The sequence below is a fragment of the Bacillus cereus group sp. BfR-BA-01356 genome, from assembly GCF_022663635.1.
Lineage (GTDB): Bacteria > Bacillota > Bacilli > Bacillales > Bacillaceae_G > Bacillus_A > Bacillus_A cereus.
In genome coordinates this window covers 1-21,280 of the sequence record NZ_JAKUFX010000056.1, presented here as the reverse complement: position 1 = coordinate 21,280, position 21,280 = coordinate 1, and the positions used below count along the sequence as shown (strand labels likewise).

The window sequence follows — 21,280 nt, the reverse complement described above, 5'->3', positions numbered from 1 at the left end:
TTAGTATTGCAATGAAACTAAAATCAAAAATTTTTATTATTTTTAGCTCAGGTACAAGTGAAGAGCATGTTTCACTGACTGATAGTAAATGAACAAGTAACTAAAAGGTAAAGACTTCTTTATATATATGAAGAAGCTTTTATCTTTTTTATTTTAAGTATGGAAGGTAAAGGGTAAATAAAGTTGTAACGGTATTTTTATTTTTGGATAAATTGATATTAGATATAAGAAAGGAGGGAATATCTTGTCTTGCATCAATAAAAGTTGTTTTCATATTTCTTTAGAAACTAAAGTCAATCCAAATGGTGGGGCAGAAATATTCGTAAGGTGCAATGATGAATGTTTATCTAATTTTAATGTAATACCGTTTATTGCATGTGTTTCTATTTCAGTAAAGGATGATTTGAGTTTTTTAGTTGATTTAGATAGTTTAATAAAACGTTAATTTTCTATGCAGTTAATAATAAAATAACATCTAATTTATAAGACTTAGTAAGAGAGTCGTGTCCGAATTTAATTAACTGCATATATTGTTAAAAGAAAGGAGGGAGAGTTATGGCATGTACTACGAATAATGTTTGTTTAGATGTGTGTCTTAAAATTACAATTACCCCTGGTAGTGGAATTGATGCAGTAGTCGATTGTGGAGGCACATGTGGGACAAGTCCTACTATTGTAATTAGTCCTAGTGGATCAATTGTTATTACTTTACCATTAGTTGCATGTTTCTCAATTGCACTAAAAGATGATTTAAGTGTTGACTCTTCATTAACAAGCCTCTATTTTCAAACTTCTTAAGAAAGATACAGAAATGAAAAGCCTGCCTGCTACTTTTCTTTTGATCTAATGTAAAAATAAAAAAGATGGTTACAACCATCTTTTTTATTTTGCTATATATTTAAAATGAATTCATATATTATTTGGTGGTAAGAATATACAATTAAAAGCATTCAGTGTTTCTTTTTTGTTCGATGAGGTAAGAAATTGCTTCTATATGATCACCAATGATTTGTTGCGTTGCTAATGAAAGGTAGCCTTCCTGCGAGAAGTGTTTTTCTGGTCGAACTCGATTTATCTTGTCAACGTCGATAGAATGAACATTTTGTACATGCAATCCTGCTAAAATTGTTTTAACTTGACTTAAGGTTGGTGAAAGAAGAGAATCAAACCCAATTGTATCAATGCATTTTCGACTAAAAGCATGAGGGACAGCAGTTGTGGAGCCCATACCTAAATCTTTTCGATTACATGCTAAATTAACAACATGCTTACATGCAGTTACGATAGTATAAGGAACACGATACATGTAGTAGTGCTCTAATTTATTTAAAGCTAAATCGGTGCCATTTTGAACAGATTGTACAAATGGTAATAAATCAGAACTAGGAATTAAGAAATCACCATCAATAAATAATAATATATCACCTTTTGCAAAATATGCACCAACGGCACGTCCGGTATCAATGCCGAGTGCTTCTTTGTAAGTAATAACTGTTGCACCGCAATTCTTTGCCAATTCCTCTGTTTTATCTGTTGATCCATTAACAATAATGATGATTTCTAAAGGTTTTAATTTCTGTACCTCAAAAATGATAGATTCTATCGTTTTTTCTTCATTTTGAACAGGGATAATGATGGATAATTGTTTATTTCCATAAGTATTTGAATAAAACTCTTTACCTGTAATTATTTTGGATATAGCTCTTTGTTCACCGTTTTGAAGTTCTAAAATAATATCCCGCCTTCGATTATTATCAGTATAGTTTCCTCTCGAATCTTGTAATATATTTACCCAATTTTCAATTGCTTCTAGGTGATAACGAATGAGTTGTTTTGAGGGGAAGGAGGGAATTTGCGGTATAGAAATTTTGAAATGATTGCTAATGCGAAATTTATTTTTAATAATTTTCATTTGTGCTAATATCGGATTTAATAAACTTTCTGGAGTAATTGCATCAAGAATCTCTTTTGTTATTGCATAGGGAGGAAATAATAGTGAGTTAACATGTAAATCTGGACGATGAAAAAAATGATTCGTAACTTGCTGCCAAATCATTTCTATAGTTGGCTTTTGCTTTTGATAAAAAAAGTCATCTAAATTGTTTAATACTATGTCAGCTGATTCGTCTAGTAATGGTTGAAGAAATTGTGTAAGTAAGGAAGATTGGATAATGTAATTTGTATCTAAAAATAAGAGGTACTTACCCTTTGCTTTTTTGGCACCAATTACATAACAATTATTTGATTCTGTCGGTTCTTCTAGTGTGATAATTTTACAATTGTAAGATTGTGCAATATCAATGGAATCATCGATACATCCGTTAATAGTAAGGATAATTTCTAAAGGCTGTAGTTGTTCACAGGCTTTCAAAATTTCAGGTAAAACTTTTATGTTATGCTGTATACGAATAATAATAGAAATCGGATTTTTACACATAAGTAGTCTCCTTTTTAATCAGAGGTAGTTATTAATAAGATTAGATAAAATAGGAGATATATATTTTATTATATACGTAACGACTATTTAGTTTTCTCAGACTTAGAATTCTCATTACCTGAATTAGTACCTTTATTTATTCCAGAAGCGAGTAAATTATTGAGAACGCTCAGGTCTAATTGCATAGGGATTGAGTTTTCGGATGTAGTTTTCTCATTTTCTTTTTTGGTAGTTAATATAGTCTTTATATTTTTTATTTCTTTATATTGTTTTAAGGTAATGAAAAATCCAGAAATAATGAAGAGAAAAGAAACAGTAGCGAGTAAAAGTATTATTTCCAACATAAAACACCCTCCTTTAAATCTATAATAATACTATATTTGAATGTAATAAGACAAAATTCGAGCTAATGAGTTCACTTTTTAAATATATGCAAATCTTTAGTAAAAGTTACTAATTTCTAGGTTAAAGGAAGCAATTATAGAAACGTATAGATATAAATAAATTAAAATTTCATTTGTAGTGTAAAGGTATGTGTTATATAAGCTGAACGTCATTCTATAACAAGTTAAACAGGGTTTAATTTTATATAAAAAGAGCATTTAATTGGACAAATAATTAATTATGTGAAATAATAATAACAGATAAGGAGACGTTGCTTTTCCTTAAGTGCTTCGAATTAATTTTATTCAATAAGAGAAGGTGTGCTTAAAGAAGTTAAATTAAATAAGGAGCTGTTTTATTATATGCAACAAAATAATGATTTAAATTTTGAACCTCAAGACGTTAATATTGTTAATCCTAAACAAGCCAGGAAAGCAGTAATTGCTACTGGTATAGGGAACGCAATGGAGTGGTTTGACTTCGGATTATACGCGTATTTAGCGGTAATTTTAAGTCAATTATTCTTCTCTGGTGTTGATAATAGTGGATTGCAACTTGTACTTACATTCGGTACATTTGCAGCAGCCTTTCTCGTTCGACCAATCGGAGGTGTATTCTTTGGTAGAATAGGAGATAAGTACGGCCGAAAAATCGTGTTAAGTACTACTATTATTTTAATGGCACTTTCTACATTATTCATCGCATTACTACCAACCTATGAACAAATTGGTGTATGGGCACCAATACTACTTTTAGTTGCCCGAATGATTCAAGGCTTCTCTACAGGCGGCGAATATTCAGGAGCAATGGTTTATATCGCAGAATCTTCTCCAGATAAAAAGCGTGGTATACTCGGTAGTGGTCTTGAAATTGGAACACTCTCAGGTTACATTGCTGCATCGGTAATTGTTACCATTTTGACGTTATTGTTAACAGATGAGCAAATGCTCAGCTGGGGATGGCGTATTCCGTTCTTAATAGCTGCACCAATTGGTTTGGTCGGTTTATACTTACGCCGTCATCTAGATGAATCTCCAATCTTTGAAGAGATGGAAAAAGCACAAGAGGAATCTGAAGACAATGAACAATTTTCATTCATGGATATTATTAAATATCACAAAAAAGACTTCTTATTAAGCACAGTAATTGTCGCCTTCTTTAATATTACAAATTATATGATTCTTTCGTATATTCCTTCTTATCTAACTCAAGTACTTAAAGTCGAAGAAACAACAGGCTTATTAATTATTTCTATTACGATGGCACTTATGATTCCACTAGCACTATATTTCGGTAAATTAAGTGATAAAATTGGTAATAAACGCGTTGTGCAAATTGGTTTACTTGGTTTAACTGTATTTGCAATTCCAGCATTTTTACTAATAGGTAACGGACATATTGCAGCTATATTTGCAGGTATTTTCGTACTAGGTTTCTTCTTAAGTGTATATGAAGGAACATTACCTTCATTATTACCATCACTCTTTTTCACTGATGTACGTTATCGAGCACTTTCGATCTCATTTAATATTTCTGTATCGATATTCGGTGGAACAACACCGCTCGTATGTTCATACTTAGTTCATGCAACTGGTAACCCGCTCGCACCGGCATTTTATTTAGCAGGTGTAAGTATTATTGGATTAGTTGTATTTAGTGTACTATTCGTTACAACTTCAGGGCGTGCGCTAAAAGGTTCATATCCTACAGTAGAAACGAAAAAAGAAGCACACCAAATCGCTAAAGAAGACCCTGAAGAAACACTTTGGTGGCATGAAGAGTCATTAGAAATTGAAGCAGGGAAGAATGCTTCCATTTAAAAAGCAACGTAGAAGTACAAAAAGACTCCTATGAATATAGGAGTCTTTTTGTTACGTTATTTCTTTCGTTTCCTCAAACTTTTTTGATATGCATAAAGCTTATGAATCTCTTCCTTAAATTCATGTAGAAGTACAGTGTTTGCACCATTTGAATAACGCACCGTATTATAAGCATCTATAATAATATCACTTTGAATATTTACATCTTCTTCATCGTTTATTCTTTCTAGCCAAGCCTCAACAGTTTCTCCCCGTTTTCTATTTAAAGGAGGGGTTAACTTACTCTCTAGCTTAAAAATTTCCTTCCGAATTTCGTTATGTGGCGGTTTATTTCGTTTAAAACGATTTTGGATCATTCCTTCTTTATCAGTAATGATAGTAGATTCGAAGACGTGCATATTTGGTAAACTTAAATGTTTTCGTTTTTTTACTATTTTCCAAACGACGTAAATAGCGATAGCTGTACAGACTATTATTGTAGTGCTATTTATGAGTATTGGATCAAAATCAGGAATTTTTTTTCCGTCTTCAATTTTTGGTTTTAAGAGATGTCCTTTATTTGCCCAAACATCTTCAGTATCTTTTAATTCCGCTGCTTTAATTAATGGCATTAAAGCATAGCCGACGCCTAATGCGACTACTTCCGTTATAAAACCAAAAATAAGTCGAATGAAAGGAAATACTTGAACAATTAATATACTCATTAAGCCAATCGTAATGATAGAAGAAAAACGTAATAGTTGTTGTTTGCGATTTGCCCCGGTTAACCAAAATGTAATTATAAGATGCAAGGCTAACATTAATAGTTTCCACAACGGTGGAAAGGGTGCATAAAATATAGCTGAAACGACAAACCATACAATACCACCTAAAGATTTTTGAACTGGATATCCAGGTCCGACGACATGTACGATAAAGAAAAATAGTGGTAATATGATTGTGCCAAATAGAGAAAAAGGTAAAAATAAAGAGAAAAGAACGATTTGAAGAACTAAAAGTATTACAAATCCTGTTGTTTTTTTCTGCATAAATTTATGAATAAGAAATACTCCAATATAGCCTGTTGTTAAAAATATTGCAATACTAATTAGTTCATCTCTTTCTGTTAATAATGAAAGCAGAAGGAGCAGAATGAAATCATGAATGTGATATAGCCAAGTTTTCAACTGGTTCCACCATCCCTTCACTAGTAATGAGAAACGTTGGCTGCGAGAGAAGAGGGAGTTCATTTCTTTGTAAACCAATGTATATCATTGTAGACGATCGTTCTCTTTTTCTCTTTACATAATGAAGGAATCCTTGTTTCGGAAGTAACGTACTATCATCTGAAATACGGGCTAATTCTTCTAAAGCTTTTGCATATTGTGTTTGTCCTTCATTTAACGGTACATGTAATGCACCGCCTTCTGCTAATACACTAATAAACAATTCAAACGGAATGTGGTGCTTCGTTGCATACTGGAAAATGTATGTTGCATATGAAATAAGTTCTTCTACATTATCTTTCCAACCAAATCCACGATCGGCAGCTAAAGAAAGACAAATCGTCCAACTATAATTTTTTACAGGTTCATATTGCTTCGCCTGTAATTGTTGCATTTTAGCAGATGCCTTCCAATGAATAGAGCGGAAAGACTCACGCTCATATCGCTTTACACCGATAATAGATGTTTCATCATTGTAAAAAGAAAAATTCGTTCGATAAGATCCATTCAAAAGTTGCTGAAGTTCTTGCAAACCTGCTACTTCTTTAGGAGAAGGATACACAATAATCTCAGTCCTTAATTTATCAAAAACAGGTAAATGTACAGTTAATAGATGAAATGGATCTTTTAATACACATTCAAATTGTTCAATTTGAAACACACCACGCTTCGTGGCGGTTAATGTTAAACCCCATTTTTGTGCCGAATGTGCAGGTTGTGAAAATGGGAAAGAGAATAACGTTTTTGATATTTGTTCAATGCCTTGCTCTTTATGCGGTATAAGGGACGAATTTAAATGAAAGTAACAAACACCATTAACGATCGGTATGCTGGCTCCATTTTTTAAATGAATAAAAAACTGTCCAGATTCCTCAGGAAAAATCCGTGTAGTTTGTTTCTCATTTATGATTTGAAACTTCTTCTCTATGAAAGCGACATATTTATAAATAAAAATCGCAAATAAATAATAGAAGAAAAAGAGAAACATAAGCATTCGTTGCGGGAAAAAGAATGTGAAAAGTAATGCGATTGGAACGGTTAGTTGAATAATATGGAGTTGAAAAAATAAAGGCACAGTTACAACACGCTGTCCATTCATGCTTGTTCAATCTCCACAGGTACGTCAACTTCTTTTAAAATACTTTGCATAATATCATTCTTTGTCGTACGCAGGGCACCTTCCATTGATAAGACGATACGGTGATTCCAAACAGAAGGAACTAACAATTGTATATCTTCTGGTGTGCAATATTCTCTCCCGCGTAAAAAGGCTAAAGCTTGAACAGCACGTACTAAAGCTAATGTGGCACGTGGGCTTACACCGTTAGCGATATAATCATGATTTCTTGTAGCATGAGCAAGTTTAATAATGTAATGTTCTAACGGTTCCGAAACAAATATTTCTTTTACTCGTTTTTGAGCTTCTAAAATATCTTCTAATGAGATGACAGATGTGACACTTTCTAATGGTAAATCGTTCCGAAAACGTCGCATCATTTGTAACTCATCTTTAGGAGTTGGATAACCGATTGAAATCGTCATTAAAAAGCGATCAAGCTGTGCATCTGGAAGAGGGAAAGTCCCTTGTGATTCAATTGGGTTTTGCGTCGCAATAACAAAGAACGGTTTCGGAAGAGGAGTTGACTGCTTCTCCAGCGTCACTTGTCGTTCTTCCATCGCTTCTAACAAACTCGACTGCGTTCTCGGCATTGCACGGTTAATTTCATCTGCTAGCAAAATGTTTGTCATAACTGGTCCAATTCTTAATTCGAATTCGCTTGTTTTTGGGTTGAAGTATTCAATACCTGTTACATCACTTGGAAGTACATCAGGGGTAAATTGAACGCGAGAAAAACTACTACCAATACTTTTTGAAATGGTTTTCGCCAGTAACGTTTTCCCAGTACCAGGCACGTCTTCGAGTAGTACATGTCCATCAGCAAGAAGTGAAACGAGCAGTAGATCAATAACATTTTCTTTACCAACAAACACAGATCCGATGTTTTCTTTCAATTTATTTATCATATGTACCATTCCTTTCGTTATAAAAGAGCTAATATTTCTATATTTTAACAAATTATTCAGAAAATTGGTATGATTTTTTAATTCGAAGAAATGGATATTTAATTATTAAATTACTCTTGCATATTTTGGAATATAATTATACAATATCGATATACGATGTATCGTTAGTCGATATATCATAAAGCGATGTATCGGAGGTAGTTATAATGAATGCGAAGGCGCAAAAATATATTCCGTTAACTGAGGCGACATATTACATATTATTGTCACTCGTGAAGCCGTTGCATGGCTACGGAATTATGCAAATGGTAGAAGAGATGACAAATGGGGAAGTAAAGCTCGGCCCTGGTACTTTATATGGAAATACGACGAAATTACTAAAAGAGAAGTTAATTGTTGAAGTTGCCTCTACAGACAGAAAGAAGTGCTATGAGTTAACGCCGTTTGGGAGAGAAGTGTTAGAGCTCGAGTATAACAGATTGCAGAGATCTGTAAGGAATGGAAATAGTATATTAGGGGAGTGAATGAGAGATGGAGACAAAGAAGGTATTTAAATTTTTCATGGCATGGAGTTTAGAAAAAGAAGAAGCTTTTTTACGGAAAATGCATCAAAAAGGTTGGGCGTTACAAAGATATAATTTGTTGTATACGTTTAAGAAAACAGAACCGAAAGATGTAATATATAAAGCGGATTTTAGATTGGTTTATAGGGATTCAAAAGAAAAACAACAGGAGTACTTTGAAATATATGAAATGTCTGGTTGGAAACGTGTCACAAGTTTTACAAGATGGAATTATTTTTGTAAGGAAGTAGAGAAGGGAATTGAGTTACCTGACATATATTCAGAGAAGGACACGAAGGTACAAAAAATGAAGGAATTATTGCAATTTTTCGCATTGATTTCAATAACTATATTACCCTCAATGTATAGCGTATTTTTAAGTTCAACAGAATCAAGAGTGCCAATTTGGGCGAAAGTTATGACAGGGCTTGTAGGTTGTATGTATGCTTATTTCTTCATGAGGATTTTTTGGAAAATCAAGAAATTGAAAAGTGAAATATTATAATAAAGATTAGACCCTAGAAGAAGATAATGATGACAATGAACAAACATCATTATCTTCTTTAATTTTTATGTAATTCTATTTTGTTGACTATTTTTTATATAATAAAACATTATATATTTAAGGCATAGAACTAACAGTTACAAAGATAATACCAGTAACAATACCTAAAAAAATCATAAATGAAGAAGTAATTAATAATAACGAACTAGCAATGAATATCACTTTATTAGATTTTTGTTTTTTATAAAGGAAATAAAGTAAAAGACCACAAATAGTAGAAAGTATCCATATAGCTAAACCGTAAGAAGTCGAGATTTTCTTCCAATCGGAAATCCAAAAGTAAAAGGTGATTATGTGACAAGTTAATAGTAGAAATGTTGATGGAAGCATTATCTTTTTATTTAAAATCATTTGTTTCACCTCCCTTATGTAAATATTACTAAAATGGTGTGGATTTTAACATATAATAAGGAAGAAATACATTTTTAATTAACGTATTAAACGAAAAAATCCCTTATAGAAAAATCTATTTCTACAAGGGATAATCATGTTTTTATTAGAAAGACTGATTTTGCGCAGGTTTAATAAATTGTTCAGGGTTTTCAACAAGTCCGCATACAGCACATTGGACACGGTATGTAGGTCCTTGATAGGCCATATGAAAAGCATTCATCGTTTCATTTGTGTATTCTTCTTCCACTTGACCAGTTTGTGGATTTATTTTGACTGGTTTTACTTGTTGCTCAAGAATATTAAAGCGGGTACGGTTCGTTTTACAACTTGGACATAGCATTGGTTCCATATGTATACACCTCCATTTGTATCATTTCTTAAAATCTTTAATTTTATGCAAGCAAAAAACTTTCTCAATATAAATAGGTGTTTAATGTATTTAAAATTCAGAAAAAATAAAATATAATAAAAGTACGAACTGGTTATGTCCAAACCAAATCTCCTGTTTTATGCCAATAAGCTGGGGGGCCGAGAAATCGGCCTCATTTTTTTTGCTCATTACTACAAGGAACAAGGTTTTTGTGAGACTTTTGTCGAAATTTTAGGGATAGATACAAGGGGGGATGTAAAATGGATTTGAAAATGAAGTACATCATTTTATATGTAGAAAAGTTTGAGGAATGTTTAAAATTCTATAAAGATATTTTACAGTTACCTATAAAAGCAGAGCACGGTACATATATTGAATTTAATACTGGAACTACCATTTTAGCGATGAATACGCGGCAAGATGTGAAAGAATTAACAGGACTACCGCTTACAGAAGGTGAATTACAGTCTTCTCATTTCGAGTTAGGATTCGTTGTTGAGAATGTACAAGAAACGATTGAGCAATTTAGAGAGCAAGGTATTAAAATTTTAGTGGAGCCAATTGTAAAACCGTGGGGACAAACAATTGCCTACATTGCTGATCCAGATGGAAATTATATTGAAATTTGCAGTTCATTAGAATAGAGGGAGAAAGAGAGATGGGATTTCCGAAACTAGAAACAGAACGTTTATTCTTAAGAGAACTTACACTATTAGATGCAGAAACGATGTTCCAATATTTTTCGAAAGAATCAGTTATACGTTATTTCGGAATGGATTCTTTCCAAAATATTGAGCAAGCGAAAACCACGATTCAAACGTTTAAAAATCGTTATGAAGAGGGCAGTGTATTTCGCTGGGGAATCGAGAAAAAAGGGACGGGCCAATTAATCGGAACGTGCGGATTTCATTTAATTAATAATCATCATAAACGAGCTGAAATTGGTTATGAATTAGATGATACATATTGGGGACAAGGATATGCATCGGAAGCATTACAAGCGATTTTAGCTTACGGATTTGAAATGCTGCAACTAATAAGAATCGCAGCGGTTGTATATGTAGAAAATAAAGCTTCTCAAAAATTGTTAATAAAAGCAGGATTTCAAGAAGAAGGATTACTTCGAAAACATATGATTCAAAATGGTGTCGCTCATGATACCATTCTATACTCGTTATTAAAAGAAGAGTGGAAGAAGTAATGAGTACAAATGAGCTTATAAATGTTATGAAGAAGCATAAAGAAAACCGCTTTATTTTAGGGATAGATGGTTTAAGTCGATCTGGAAAAACAACATTCGTAGCCAATTTAAAAGAAAATATGAAACAAGAAGGCATTCCGTTTCATATTTTCCATATTGACGATCACATAGTGGAGCGTAATAAACGCTATCATACTGGATATGAAGAATGGTACGAGTATTATTATTTACAATGGGACATTGAATGGCTAAGGCAGAAATTTTTTCAAAAGCTACAACATGAAACAAAATTGAAATTACCTTTCTTTCATGAAGAAACAGATATATGTGAAATGGAAAAAGTACAGATTCCTATTGTAGGGGTAATTGTTATTGAAGGAGTTTTTCTGCAGCGAAAAGAATGGAGAGATTTCTTTCATTATATGGTCTATTTGGACTGTCCAAGAGAGACAAGGTTTCTACGTGAGAGTGAGGAGACACAGAAAAACCTTTCAAAATTTGAAAATAGGTATTGGAAAGCAGAGGATTATTACTTAGAAACGGAATTGCCGAGGGATAGGGCGGATTTAGTCATTGAATGATTTGAAAATAGAAGGTGAATAGAATGAATATTTTATGGGATTTTGATGGGACGTTATTTGATACGTATCCTGCATATACAATGATGCTTTCTGAAATATTAGGTGAATCAGTAGAAAAACAAGAAATATACAAAAACTTAAAAATATCATACTCTCATGCAATTCAGTATTATAATATTTCATGCGAGCAGGAAGAAAAGATTAAAGTTTTGAAGGAGAAATTCACGCCAAAAGATATGAAACCTTTTGCAGGTGTCGAAGAGGTTTTGAAATTTGCAGATAAAAATGTGATTATGACCCATAAACATAGGGCAGGGGTTATGGACATTTTAAAATATTACGGCTGGGAAAAATACTTTGTAGATATGGTTACAATTGACGATGGCTTTCCCCGAAAGCCCAACTCTTTAGCTTATAATCATTTACATAAAAAGCATAATATTGATTTAGCTATTGGAGATAGAGAATTAGATTTATTACCTGCAAAAGAATTAGGTATTTCAACATGTATGTTTCAAGGTAATTGTGATGTAGCGGATTATTCTTTATCACATTACTCGGAGTTTTTTAAGGTAGTGAGTGATAGAGAGTTTTCTTTATAAAAAAAGTTATTAATAAAGACTGTATCTTTCATTTTAAAGGTACAGTCTTTATTTTTTAGAACTCTTTCATTTTATTCCGCAATAACGGGCAGCCTGATCGCTTCAACTAATAATCAGTGGAGGGTGAACAAAACCTCCACTGATTAAAGTTTCACTTTATTTTCTAGTATATAATAATTACTAGAGGTTAAAGAATGATCGTCCATCTTTATTAAAGAAGTAGCCAGGTTAATTGTTAGATAGAAATAAACTGAAAGATAAAGTGATAGTGTTTATCTTTTTCGCTTTAACCAAATTATGGTTATTTGTGCTATTATGAACTCATAGCTATATAGAAGGGGTGGGGTTAGTATGAAAACTGAAATAGTTCCTAAAAAGAAATACAGTATAATAAGCTATGTATCTTTACTCATCGGCATTTTGTGTTTTCTATTCGTTTTTATAACGCCAACAAGGATAGCCAATGCAGGTAATATAGTTGGAGATTATATTACAATTGCCCTGACAGGTGTAGGTATCACACTTTCAATAATCACAATGACGAAAAGAACAGAGAAGAAGGGAATTGCTATTCTTTCATTAATACTGTCCTCATCATTTTTTATATTTTGGATCATAGCGATTATCCTATTGTTTACTGGTCAAATTAGTTTTGCACCGTAATGTGTAATAAAAAGAGTCCTTCTCGTATGATAACGGGTATAGTTACGGGAGTGAAAATATAAAATAACATACAAATTAGGGATGTAAATCACTTATGATTTAGCATCCCTTTTTTTATTGTTATTTCAGTGTTTAAGCGCTTTTATATAGTTAAATAGCGTTCTAAATAATAAGATAAATGGGAAATTTATGTTAAAATAATTATAGAGATTGTGAAAAAATGTTCTTAAACTAGTGTTCAGATTACTTTAAGAAGGTTTTTTCAAAGGAAATGGTAAATATCATATTTTGAAGGGGTGATTGTAGTGGATTAAGTGATTTTTTTAATCTTGGTTAAATACTTTGAAGATAGGGGTTTATAACTATGAATACAAAACTAATAATAGTAGAAGGGTTACCTGGATTTGGAAAATCAACCACTGCAAAGCTAATAAATGAAATTCTAAGCCAAAATAAAATTGAAGTTGAACTATTTTTAGAGGGAAATTTGAACCACCCAGCCGACTATGATGGTGTATCTTGTTTTAATAAATTTGAGTTCAATAGATTATTATCTAACAGTGGAGATTTTAAAGAAGTGCTCCTTAAGAAAGTTCTAAAAAAAGGAAGCAATTATTTATTACCATACAGAAAGATGAAAAATGAGTTTGGTGACCAGTTTTCGGACGAATTATTTAACGTTATTTTAAAAAATGATATATACGAATTACCATTCGATAAAAATGTTGAATTAATTGCTGACAAATGGAATGACTTTACTGAAATCGCTCTAGAAGACAATAAGGTTTATATCTTTGAATGTTGTTTCATACAAAATCCATTAACTATTGGGATGATTAAATATGGTGAACAAAAAGAAAAAATAATAAATTATGTAATGAAAGTTGCAAAAATCATAGAAAATTTAAACCCAATGTTATTGTATGTAGAACAAGATAATCTTGAATTTTCATTTAGGAAGGCGTTAAAAGAAAGAATTCCAGAATGGTCCACAGGAATTATCGACTATTACACTAACCAAGGCTATGGGAAAGAACATCACCATTCAGGTGTAGAAGGAGCGATAAAAGTTCTTGAAGCTAGAAGGAATTTAGAATTAGAAATATTCGATATGTTAAAAATGAAAAAAGAAACAATCAATAATACAAAATATGAAATTGACTCATATAGGTCAATGTTAAAAGATAAGTTAGCCATACAAATGGTGAAATAGCTTTTTACACTAACTGGTGCTTTAGTTGAAGAAGGAAATAAAAAACGCTCAGAATATTTTCTGAGCGTTTTAGTTTGTTATTTCTAATGTTTATTAGCATTTTTCTCTTCCTAAACTGAACCCATTACTCGTATGAAGGACTCTTTTTATTCGGTATCTTCAGGTTGATATTCTAAAATATCCCCCGGTTGGCATTCTAATGCTTTACATATTGCTTCTAAAGTTGAAAAACGGACTGCTTTTGCTTTTCCATTTTTCAAGATAGAAAGGTTAGCCATTGTAATTCCAACCTTCTCCGAAAGTTCTGTTACACTCATTTTTCTTTTTGCTAACATTACATCAATATTAATAATAATTGCCATATTATTCACCTCAGACCGTTAAATCATTTTCTGATTTTATATCTATAGCATCTTTTAATAGTCTTTGGAGAACGGCAGCAAAGACCGCGATTACCATTGAAGCAAAAATCATAATCATTCCGATAATAATAATGCCAGGGGCGTCATCTCTCTCTGCCACGAGATAGAAAAGTGGCATACCTAATACATATAATACACTAATTGCCAATGCGCTGTACTTAATATTTTTTAAAGCTTGAACAGATAACTCTGAGAATGCGTTATTTTTATCAATATAGTTTAAAAGCTTAAATGCTTGGTACAGTGCGAAGTAATAAGGTATTGCTGTTGCATATAAATTGATAAATACAAGATATTTAATATATGCAATATCTGGATATAATTCTGCAACGAAAGCTCCTATTTTAGGGACTAAAAAAATGCACATAGCAAGAACGGGGATTCCGATCAGAATCACAACGGTCTTTAAAAAGAGTGTGGATCCTTGTTTCATAAAAAGCACCTCATTTATTTAATATCTTATTAATTTAACACGGAATTTATTGTTTAACAATAAATTTTTATTTCTTTTGATCGAGGATTTATTGTTAAACAAGTAATTAATGAAAAGGATGTTAAATCTTTTTTATAAGATAGATGATACATACCGATATTTAATAAAGGAAAGAAAGGGAAAGTAACTATTGTTAGCTTTATGAGAATTGGGAACTAATAAAACATATGTAGGTTTTGGTATGGAAAAGGAAATAGTGTGTATTTAAATGAATGCAAAGTTTATGGAGGAACAATCATGTTGAATTATGGTGTGAAGATGAAAAAGTTGCTATTAGTGGCAGCTATAATAGTAAGCGTATTAAGTACGGAAAGTATGATGAATTATCATGCAGCCAAAGCTAAGGTGAAAAAAGTAGAACATCAGCCTAAAAATATAATTATGATGGTTATGGACGGAACGAGTTCAACGGCGACAACATTGGCTCGCTGGTATAAAGGGGCACCGCTTACGTTAGATCAAATTGTAACAGGAGGAGTGCGTACGTTTTCGGCGGAATCAGCTATTACAGACTCAGCGCCAGCAGCAACAGCATTAGCAACTGGAAATAAATCAAATTCAGGATATGTAGGTGTATTACCTTCTATTGTAAGTTCGCCTAGCTTAGAGCCAATAAAAGAAGAGGACAAGTTACGGCCGGTCGCAAACGTATTAGAAGGTGCAAAACGTACTGGTCGTGCAACTGGAATTGTTGCTACATCTGAAATTCAGCATGCTACTCCGGCGGGATTCTCGGCTCACCATGTCAATCGCAAGCAATTTGACGTAATTGCGAAGCAGCAAGTATATCAAAATATAGATGTCGTATTAGGCGGGGGAAAAGCGGCGCTGTTACCTATGCAAAGTAATGGAATCCGAAAAGATGGTGAAAATTTAGTAAAGGTGATTCAAAACAAAGGATACGATTTTGTTGAAACGAAAGATGCGTTATTGAACTCCAAATCTAATAAAATTTGGGGCTCTTTCTCACATCATGCTCTTGCGTTTGATACGGATCGTATAGCAACAAACCCAGAACAACCAACACTTTCTCAAATGACAGAAAAAGCAATTCAAACATTATCAAAAGATAAAGATGGCTTCTTTTTATTCATAGAAGGTAGTAAGCCTGATTGGGCAGCCCATGCGAATGATCCAATTGGGATGATTAGTGATATATTGGCATTTGATGAAGCGGTAGCAAAGGCGTTACAATTTGCGAAGAAAGATGGGGATACGATGCTCATCGCTTTAACTGATCATGGTAACAGCGGCATCTCTATAGGGAATAGGAATACGACAAAAGGATACAATACTACACCGGTTTCTGCATACATTGATCCATTGAAAAAGGCGAAAATGACACTTGAAGGAACTATAAATAAACTGAAATCTGATTTATCAAATGTAGAAGATGTAGCTAAACTATACGGTTTGGATAATCTAACTCATGATGAAAAAGAAAAATTAAAAGCGGCAAAAAAGAAAATGGATGTAGGACGAATTCTTACTACATTATTGGCTAATCGTGCAAATATCGGCTTTACGACAGGAGGACATACAGGTGAGGATGTATTCTTACATTCTTATGGACCTCAAAAACCAGAAGGCTTAATCCAAAATACAGACATTGCGAAGACGATGGCGAAAGCGATGGGCTTTAACTTAGAAGAAGTAACGAATAAAATATTTTTAGAGAGTGAACAAGCCTTTAAGAAGATTGGTGCAACTGTAACAGCCAACAAAACCGAAGGAGCAAACCCGTTACTGGTAGTAAAACATAATAAAGTAGAAGCACAATTATTTGGTAACAAAAATATAATTCGTATCAATGGTAAAGGGTATGAATTAAGAAGTATTATTGTAGAGAGTAATGGAAAGTGCTATGTACCAGAAGAAGCAATTCAACTATTTGTAAAGCATTCTCGTTAAAAAATTACCAACCAGTTAAGCTAACTGGTGGCAATTTTTTGTGTTTATTCTAAATGTAAGTGTTCGAATTGTTTTGTAAAGTTTTCCATATGAGACTGGTATCAATGTTAAAGGGAAAGTATAGTTTTTTCTTACATTAAAAAATTTCGTTTTGTAGAATAAGAAGTTATACATATAGTAAAGTCTAATGGGTTATCAATTAATATTTACGAAAAATATATTAATACTTTAGAATTTCTTTAATGTTCATTATTTTTTATTTAAGGTTATCCGTTATATTTATAATGTGTTTATTTCAATTTATTGTATTGAAGCTCAGTTTTATATAATTATAAAGCAATCATCAAAATAAAATCTCCACTAGAGTAAATTTATTATTTTTTTGCGAAAATTATTATGCAGTTAAGAAAACTGTAATTTATTGAATTAGAAATATATTAGAATTTAGTTGAAGAAAGAGAGAGGGAATAAAATGAATATAGTGCACTTACGTCCTAAACAGCGGTCTAAGTATCGCATTATGCTAGGGAAGTGGTATTACTCTACAAAGAGGCACATTCAGTGGTTAGCAGACGGAAAAACATATGCAAAAAGGTTCCAACAAGAAAAGCTACCTTGTACAGTAATTCAGCACCAAACAATATTACTTCGTAAGCTCAAAGATGTAGATATGTGGTATCAACAGAATAAGGTTGTTAATTTGAAAATTGCTGTTAAAAAACTAAATGGTATCGTCATTAGACCGGGAGAAACATTTTCTTACTGGCGTTTAATAGGTAAGCCAACGAGGAAAAAAGGGTATGTAGAAGGTATGGTATTACACTACGGATCTTTTCAATCAGGTATTGGAGGAGGTCTTTGTCAGCTTTCAAATTTAATATATTGGATGACTCTACATACACCACTGACAGTAACCGAACGATATCGTCATAGCTTTGATGTCTTTCCTGATTCTAGGCGAACTCAACCGTTTGGGAGTGGGGCAACTTGTTCCTATAACTATTTGGATTTACAAATTAAAAATGAAACGGATCAACCGTATCAACTTCACCTTTATATGACAGATGAACATTTAGTTGGTGAATGGAGAACAGTCTATCCGCAACTTTATCAATATGAAGTGTATGAGAAAGAACACTCAATTCAACCTGCATACTGGGGCGGTTATATACGACATAATGTGATTCAACGTAAAGTATATAATCTACAGAAACAGTTAATAGAAGATCAATATGTAACAGAGAATCACGCTATAATGATGTACGAACCACTATTAGCTTGTAATAATGAGATTAGTGAGTAATATGGTAAACCATAGATTAAGTAGTATAGAAAATATTTAATTCTTATTTTTACTAAAAAAGTTCACTGTTATTTATAGGTGAGTTTGTTTTTCTATCTTATGTATTTCACCCTGCATAAAAAATATTTCTCAACATTTTATTTGTTGAAAAAGATTGAATATTCGTATTATAACGAATATTATGTTGTTATCGGCAAAAAACGATAATTTGCAGACACTGGGGAGGAAATACATTGAAAAAGAAAAAGAAATTAAAACCATTAGCGGTATTAACAACAGCAGCAGTACTAAGTAGTACGTTTGCTTTTGGAGGTCACGCAGCGTATGCTGAGACACCAACATCATCTCTACCAATAGATGAGCACTTAATACCGGAGGAGCGTTTGGCTGAAGCGCTAAAACAACGGGGGGTAATTGATCAATCTGCATCGCAAGCTGAGACGTCAAAGGCTGTCGAAAAATATGTTGAGAAAAAGAAAGGGGAAAACCCTGGGAAAGAAATCTTAACAGGAGATAGTCTTACGCAAGAAGCTTCTGATTTTATAAAAAAAGTAAAAGATGCAAAAATGAAGGAAAATGAACAGGCGCAGCAACCTGAAGTAGGCCCGGTAGCTGGACAAGGTGCAGCATTGAACCCTGGGAAATTAAATGGAAAAGTACCTACTACATCAGCGAAGCAAGAAGAATACAATGGAGCTGTTCGAAAAGATAAAGTACTTGTTTTACTTGTAGAATTTAGCGATTTTAAGCATAACAATATTGATCAAGAGCCAGGATACATGTATTCTAAAGACTTTAATCGTGAACATTATCAAAAAATGTTATTTGGTGATGAACCATTTACTTTATTTGATGGATCGAAGATTAACACATTTAAGCAATATTATGAAGAACAATCTGGTGGTAGCTACACAGTTGATGGGACTGTAACAGAATGGCTTACTGTTCCAGGAAAAGCATCAGATTATGGTGCTGATGCAGGTACTGGGCATGATAACAAGGGGCCTTTAGGACCAAAAGATTTTGTGAAAGAAGCATTAAAAGCAGCGGTAGCAAAAGGAATCAATTTAGCAGACTATGACCAATTTGATCAATACGATCAAGATGGTGATGGAAATAAAAATGAGCCAGATGGCATTATTGATCATTTAATGGTTGTACATGCTGGCGTTGGTCAAGAAGCTGGCGGCGGTAAATTGAAAGATGATGCGATTTGGTCACATCGTTCAAAACTAGGTTCAAAACCATATGCAATTGATGGCACGAAATCTTCTGTTTCGAACTGGGGCGGAAAGATGGCTGCATATGATTATACAATCGAGCCTGAAGACGGGGCAGTTGGTGTGTTTGCACATGAGTATGGCCATGATTTAGGCTTACCAGATGAATATGATACAAAGTACTCAGGACAAGGTGAACCTGTTGAGTCATGGTCTATTATGAGTGGTGGTAGCTGGGCTGGAAAAATTGCAGGAACAGAGCCAACGAGTTTCTCACCACAAAATAAAGAGTTTTTCCAAAAGAATATGAAGGGGAACTGGGCGAATATCCTTGAAGTAGATTATGACAAACTTAGCAAAGGAATCGGTGTTGCGACATATGTAGATCAAAGTACTACAAAATCTAAACGACCTGGAATCGTTCGTGTTAACTTGCCAGACAAAGATATAAAAAATATCGAATCAGCGTTTGGTAAGAAGTTCTATTACAGTACAAAAGGAAATGACATTCATACAACACTTGAGACACCAGTATTTGACTTAACAAATGCAAAGGATGCTAAGTTCGATTATAAGGCATTTTACGAACTTGAAGCGAAGTATGATTTCCTTGACGTATATGCGATTGCAGAAGATGGAACGAAGACACGCATTGATAGAATGGGCGAAAAAGATGTAAAAGGCGGCGCGGATACAACTGATGGTAAGTGGGTTGATAAATCATACGATTTAAGCCAATTCAAAGGAAAAAAAGTAAAACTGCAATTTGAGTACTTAACAGATATTGCAGTAGCTTATAAAGGGTTTGCGTTAGATAATGCAGCATTAACTGTAGATGGAAAAGTTGTTTTCTCTGATGATGCAGAAGGTCAGCCAGCAATGACGTTAAAAGGCTTTACTGTGTCTAACGGATTTGAACAGAAAAAACATAATTACTATGTAGAGTGGAGAAATTACGCTGGTTCTGACACTGCGTTACAACATGCACGTGGCCCAGTATTTAATACAGGAATGGTTGTATGGTATGCGGATCAAAGCTTTACAGATAACTGGGTAGGCGTTCATCCAGGTGAAGGGTTCTTAGGAGTAGTAGATTCTCATCCAGAGGCAATTGTAGGGACATTAAACGGACAACCTACTGTGAAGAGCAGTACGCGTTACCAAATTGCCGATGCGGCATTCTCATTTGATCAAACACCAGCATGGAAAGTAAATTCACCAACTCGCGGTATCTTCGATTATAAAGGATTACCAGGAGTGGCAAAATTTGATGATTCTAAGCAATACATCAACAGTATTATTCCTGATGCAGGACGTAAGTTACCGAAACTAGGACTGAAGTTTGAAGTGGTAGGCCAAGCTGAAGACAAGTCTGCAGGTGCAGTGTGGCTTCATCGATAAAATAAGGTAAAACGAAGAGGAGCTGCGATAAGTCGGTGAAACTGACTTATCGCAGCTTTTTTCTTCTTGTGAAAAAACTTGCTGTTTTTTTTATGTACTTATTGGGAAAATTCGAAGTTTCTTTTATAAATAAAATACTCCGCCTGTCCAATTATAGAAGCTATTTTGGGCGTAAGTAATTTGTAAGTAATGAGTAAGAAAAAAGAGATTTTCATAGTATATAATATTTATTATAGCTACTTTTAAAACCTGATACTAATAGTGTGCTATAATATGAATTAGCAACAAAAAGGAAAGGAATTAGAACAATGACCTTAGAAAATACTAAAAATTTAAAAAAACAAGTTGCTCCTTTTGAAAAATCAACGATTAAAAAAAGTGTTTGGCAACTGATCAATGGTCATCTCCCTGTCAAGTAGACAGTAATAAAAAGAGTATTATGCCACGGCCTTTTCCCGATATTCTATCGGGGAAAGGCCGTGAAGTTTTTCTTGGAATCTTTCTGTAT

24 protein-coding genes and 1 pseudogene are annotated in these 21,280 nt (G+C 33.3%); 15 read left to right on the top strand and 10 right to left on the bottom strand.

Annotation, left to right across the window (positions count from 1 at the left end):
* The first annotated feature begins 244 nt into the window (after nt 1–244).
* On the top strand, nt 245–445 hold the full coding sequence (locus MR168_RS18530; RefSeq protein ID WP_001277646.1) for a hypothetical protein: 201 nt from the start codon (nt 245–247) through the stop codon (nt 443–445).
* A 110-nt stretch (nt 446–555) separates the two neighbouring features.
* Complete coding sequence (locus MR168_RS18525) at nt 556–798, top strand: hypothetical protein (RefSeq protein WP_000752474.1); 243 nt, start codon at nt 556–558, stop codon at nt 796–798.
* A gap of 142 nt (nt 799–940) precedes the next feature.
* Here MR168_RS18525 and MR168_RS18520 read toward each other — a convergent pair whose 3' ends face one another.
* On the bottom strand, nt 941–2,437 hold the full coding sequence (locus MR168_RS18520) for a glycosyltransferase (protein ID WP_086411592.1): 1,497 nt from the start codon (nt 2,435–2,437) through the stop codon (nt 941–943).
* 83 nt (nt 2,438–2,520) lie between these two features.
* Nucleotides 2,521–2,781 (bottom strand): hypothetical protein, encoded by a 261-nt coding sequence (locus tag MR168_RS18515; protein WP_000889742.1) that lies wholly within the window; start codon nt 2,779–2,781, stop codon nt 2,521–2,523.
* A gap of 402 nt (nt 2,782–3,183) precedes the next feature.
* Between MR168_RS18515 and MR168_RS18510 the strand changes: the two genes are divergently transcribed.
* Nucleotides 3,184–4,641: an MFS transporter gene (locus MR168_RS18510; protein ID WP_001186926.1), complete on the top strand. Its 1,458-nt coding sequence runs from the start codon at nt 3,184–3,186 to the stop codon at nt 4,639–4,641.
* 56 nt (nt 4,642–4,697) lie between these two features.
* Here the strand turns inward: MR168_RS18510 and MR168_RS18505 are convergent, their stop codons facing one another.
* From MR168_RS18505 to MR168_RS18495, 3 genes are read right to left on the bottom strand one after another with little or no spacing between them, the layout of a single operon-like run.
* Nucleotides 4,698–5,807, bottom strand: coding sequence for a DUF4018 domain-containing protein (locus MR168_RS18505; RefSeq protein ID WP_086388272.1), 1,110 nt, complete (start codon nt 5,805–5,807; stop codon nt 4,698–4,700).
* Nucleotides 5,779–6,945 (bottom strand): DUF58 domain-containing protein, encoded by a 1,167-nt coding sequence (locus tag MR168_RS18500; protein WP_001014398.1) that lies wholly within the window; start codon nt 6,943–6,945, stop codon nt 5,779–5,781. Before MR168_RS18500 ends, MR168_RS18505 begins: the two co-directional genes overlap by 29 nt.
* Entirely contained in the window at nt 6,942–7,871 is a 930-nt protein-coding gene (locus MR168_RS18495; RefSeq protein ID WP_086388270.1) for an AAA family ATPase, read from the bottom strand. The genes MR168_RS18500 and MR168_RS18495 overlap by 4 nt, the downstream gene beginning before the upstream one ends.
* A gap of 206 nt (nt 7,872–8,077) precedes the next feature.
* Here MR168_RS18495 and MR168_RS18490 point away from each other — a divergent pair, with 206 nt between their 5' ends.
* Nucleotides 8,078–8,395, top strand: coding sequence for a PadR family transcriptional regulator (locus MR168_RS18490; protein ID WP_000991882.1), 318 nt, complete (start codon nt 8,078–8,080; stop codon nt 8,393–8,395).
* A 7-nt stretch (nt 8,396–8,402) separates the two neighbouring features.
* Nucleotides 8,403–8,939, top strand: coding sequence for a DUF2812 domain-containing protein (locus MR168_RS18485; RefSeq protein ID WP_000448417.1), 537 nt, complete (start codon nt 8,403–8,405; stop codon nt 8,937–8,939).
* 117 nt (nt 8,940–9,056) lie between these two features.
* Here MR168_RS18485 and MR168_RS18480 read toward each other — a convergent pair whose 3' ends face one another.
* Nucleotides 9,057–9,350 (bottom strand): hypothetical protein, encoded by a 294-nt coding sequence (locus MR168_RS18480; RefSeq protein WP_086388269.1) that lies wholly within the window; start codon nt 9,348–9,350, stop codon nt 9,057–9,059.
* 145 nt (nt 9,351–9,495) lie between these two features.
* Nucleotides 9,496–9,741, bottom strand: coding sequence for a hypothetical protein (locus MR168_RS18475; protein WP_000433602.1), 246 nt, complete (start codon nt 9,739–9,741; stop codon nt 9,496–9,498).
* Nucleotides 9,742–10,022: 281 nt separating this feature from the next.
* On the opposite strand from MR168_RS18475, the gene MR168_RS18470 reads away from it, so the two are divergent.
* The 6 genes from MR168_RS18470 (at nt 10,023) to MR168_RS18445 (ending at nt 14,022) form a co-directional block, all read left to right on the top strand.
* Nucleotides 10,023–10,406 carry a VOC family protein gene (locus MR168_RS18470; RefSeq protein ID WP_000364499.1) on the top strand — a complete coding sequence of 128 codons (384 nt, stop codon included), beginning with the start codon at nt 10,023–10,025 and terminating at the stop codon, nt 10,404–10,406.
* 14 nt (nt 10,407–10,420) lie between these two features.
* Nucleotides 10,421–10,963: a GNAT family N-acetyltransferase gene (locus MR168_RS18465; RefSeq protein ID WP_000506639.1), complete on the top strand. Its 543-nt coding sequence runs from the start codon at nt 10,421–10,423 to the stop codon at nt 10,961–10,963.
* Nucleotides 10,963–11,544 carry a kinase gene (locus tag MR168_RS18460; protein ID WP_000106107.1) on the top strand — a complete coding sequence of 194 codons (582 nt, stop codon included), beginning with the start codon at nt 10,963–10,965 and terminating at the stop codon, nt 11,542–11,544. Before MR168_RS18465 ends, MR168_RS18460 begins: the two co-directional genes overlap by 1 nt.
* 23 nt (nt 11,545–11,567) lie before the next feature.
* Nucleotides 11,568–12,146 carry an HAD-IA family hydrolase gene (locus tag MR168_RS18455; protein ID WP_016122724.1) on the top strand — a complete coding sequence of 193 codons (579 nt, stop codon included), beginning with the start codon at nt 11,568–11,570 and terminating at the stop codon, nt 12,144–12,146.
* 351 nt (nt 12,147–12,497) lie between these two features.
* The gene (locus MR168_RS18450; RefSeq protein WP_000845561.1) at nt 12,498–12,809 is read left to right on the top strand and encodes a hypothetical protein; all 312 of its coding nucleotides are present in this window, start codon (nt 12,498–12,500) and stop codon (nt 12,807–12,809) included.
* A gap of 364 nt (nt 12,810–13,173) precedes the next feature.
* Entirely contained in the window at nt 13,174–14,022 is an 849-nt protein-coding gene (locus MR168_RS18445; RefSeq protein WP_086411593.1) for a P-loop NTPase family protein, read from the top strand.
* Between the two features lie 146 nt (nt 14,023–14,168).
* Here the strand turns inward: MR168_RS18445 and MR168_RS18440 are convergent, their stop codons facing one another.
* Both MR168_RS18440 and MR168_RS18435 read right to left on the bottom strand, forming a co-directional pair.
* Entirely contained in the window at nt 14,169–14,384 is a 216-nt protein-coding gene (locus tag MR168_RS18440) for a helix-turn-helix domain-containing protein (protein ID WP_000974619.1), read from the bottom strand.
* 10 nt (nt 14,385–14,394) lie between these two features.
* A complete protein-coding gene (locus tag MR168_RS18435; RefSeq protein WP_049108109.1) occupies nt 14,395–14,877 on the bottom strand; it encodes a DUF2975 domain-containing protein in 483 nt (160 codons plus the stop codon).
* A 297-nt stretch (nt 14,878–15,174) separates the two neighbouring features.
* Between MR168_RS18435 and MR168_RS18430 the strand changes: the two genes are divergently transcribed.
* The 4 genes and pseudogenes from MR168_RS18430 to MR168_RS33935 all read left to right on the top strand — a co-directional run.
* Complete coding sequence (locus MR168_RS18430) at nt 15,175–16,848, top strand: alkaline phosphatase (RefSeq protein ID WP_000935918.1); 1,674 nt, start codon at nt 15,175–15,177, stop codon at nt 16,846–16,848.
* Between the two features lie 472 nt (nt 16,849–17,320).
* Entirely contained in the window at nt 17,321–18,151 is an 831-nt protein-coding gene (locus MR168_RS18425) for a VanW family protein (protein ID WP_086411594.1), read from the top strand.
* Nucleotides 18,152–18,384: 233 nt separating this feature from the next.
* Nucleotides 18,385–20,772, top strand: a complete 2,388-nt coding sequence (locus MR168_RS18420) for an immune inhibitor A domain-containing protein (RefSeq protein ID WP_086411595.1) — start codon at nt 18,385–18,387, stop codon at nt 20,770–20,772.
* A 308-nt stretch (nt 20,773–21,080) separates the two neighbouring features.
* Nucleotides 21,081–21,182 (top strand): annotated as a pseudogene (locus MR168_RS33935) (fatty acid desaturase); the annotation flags it as partial.
* 27 nt (nt 21,183–21,209) lie between these two features.
* Here MR168_RS33935 and MR168_RS33695 read toward each other — a convergent pair.
* A partial coding sequence (locus MR168_RS33695) for an IS3 family transposase (protein WP_325782447.1) occupies nt 21,210–21,280 on the bottom strand: 71 nt, incomplete at its 5' end.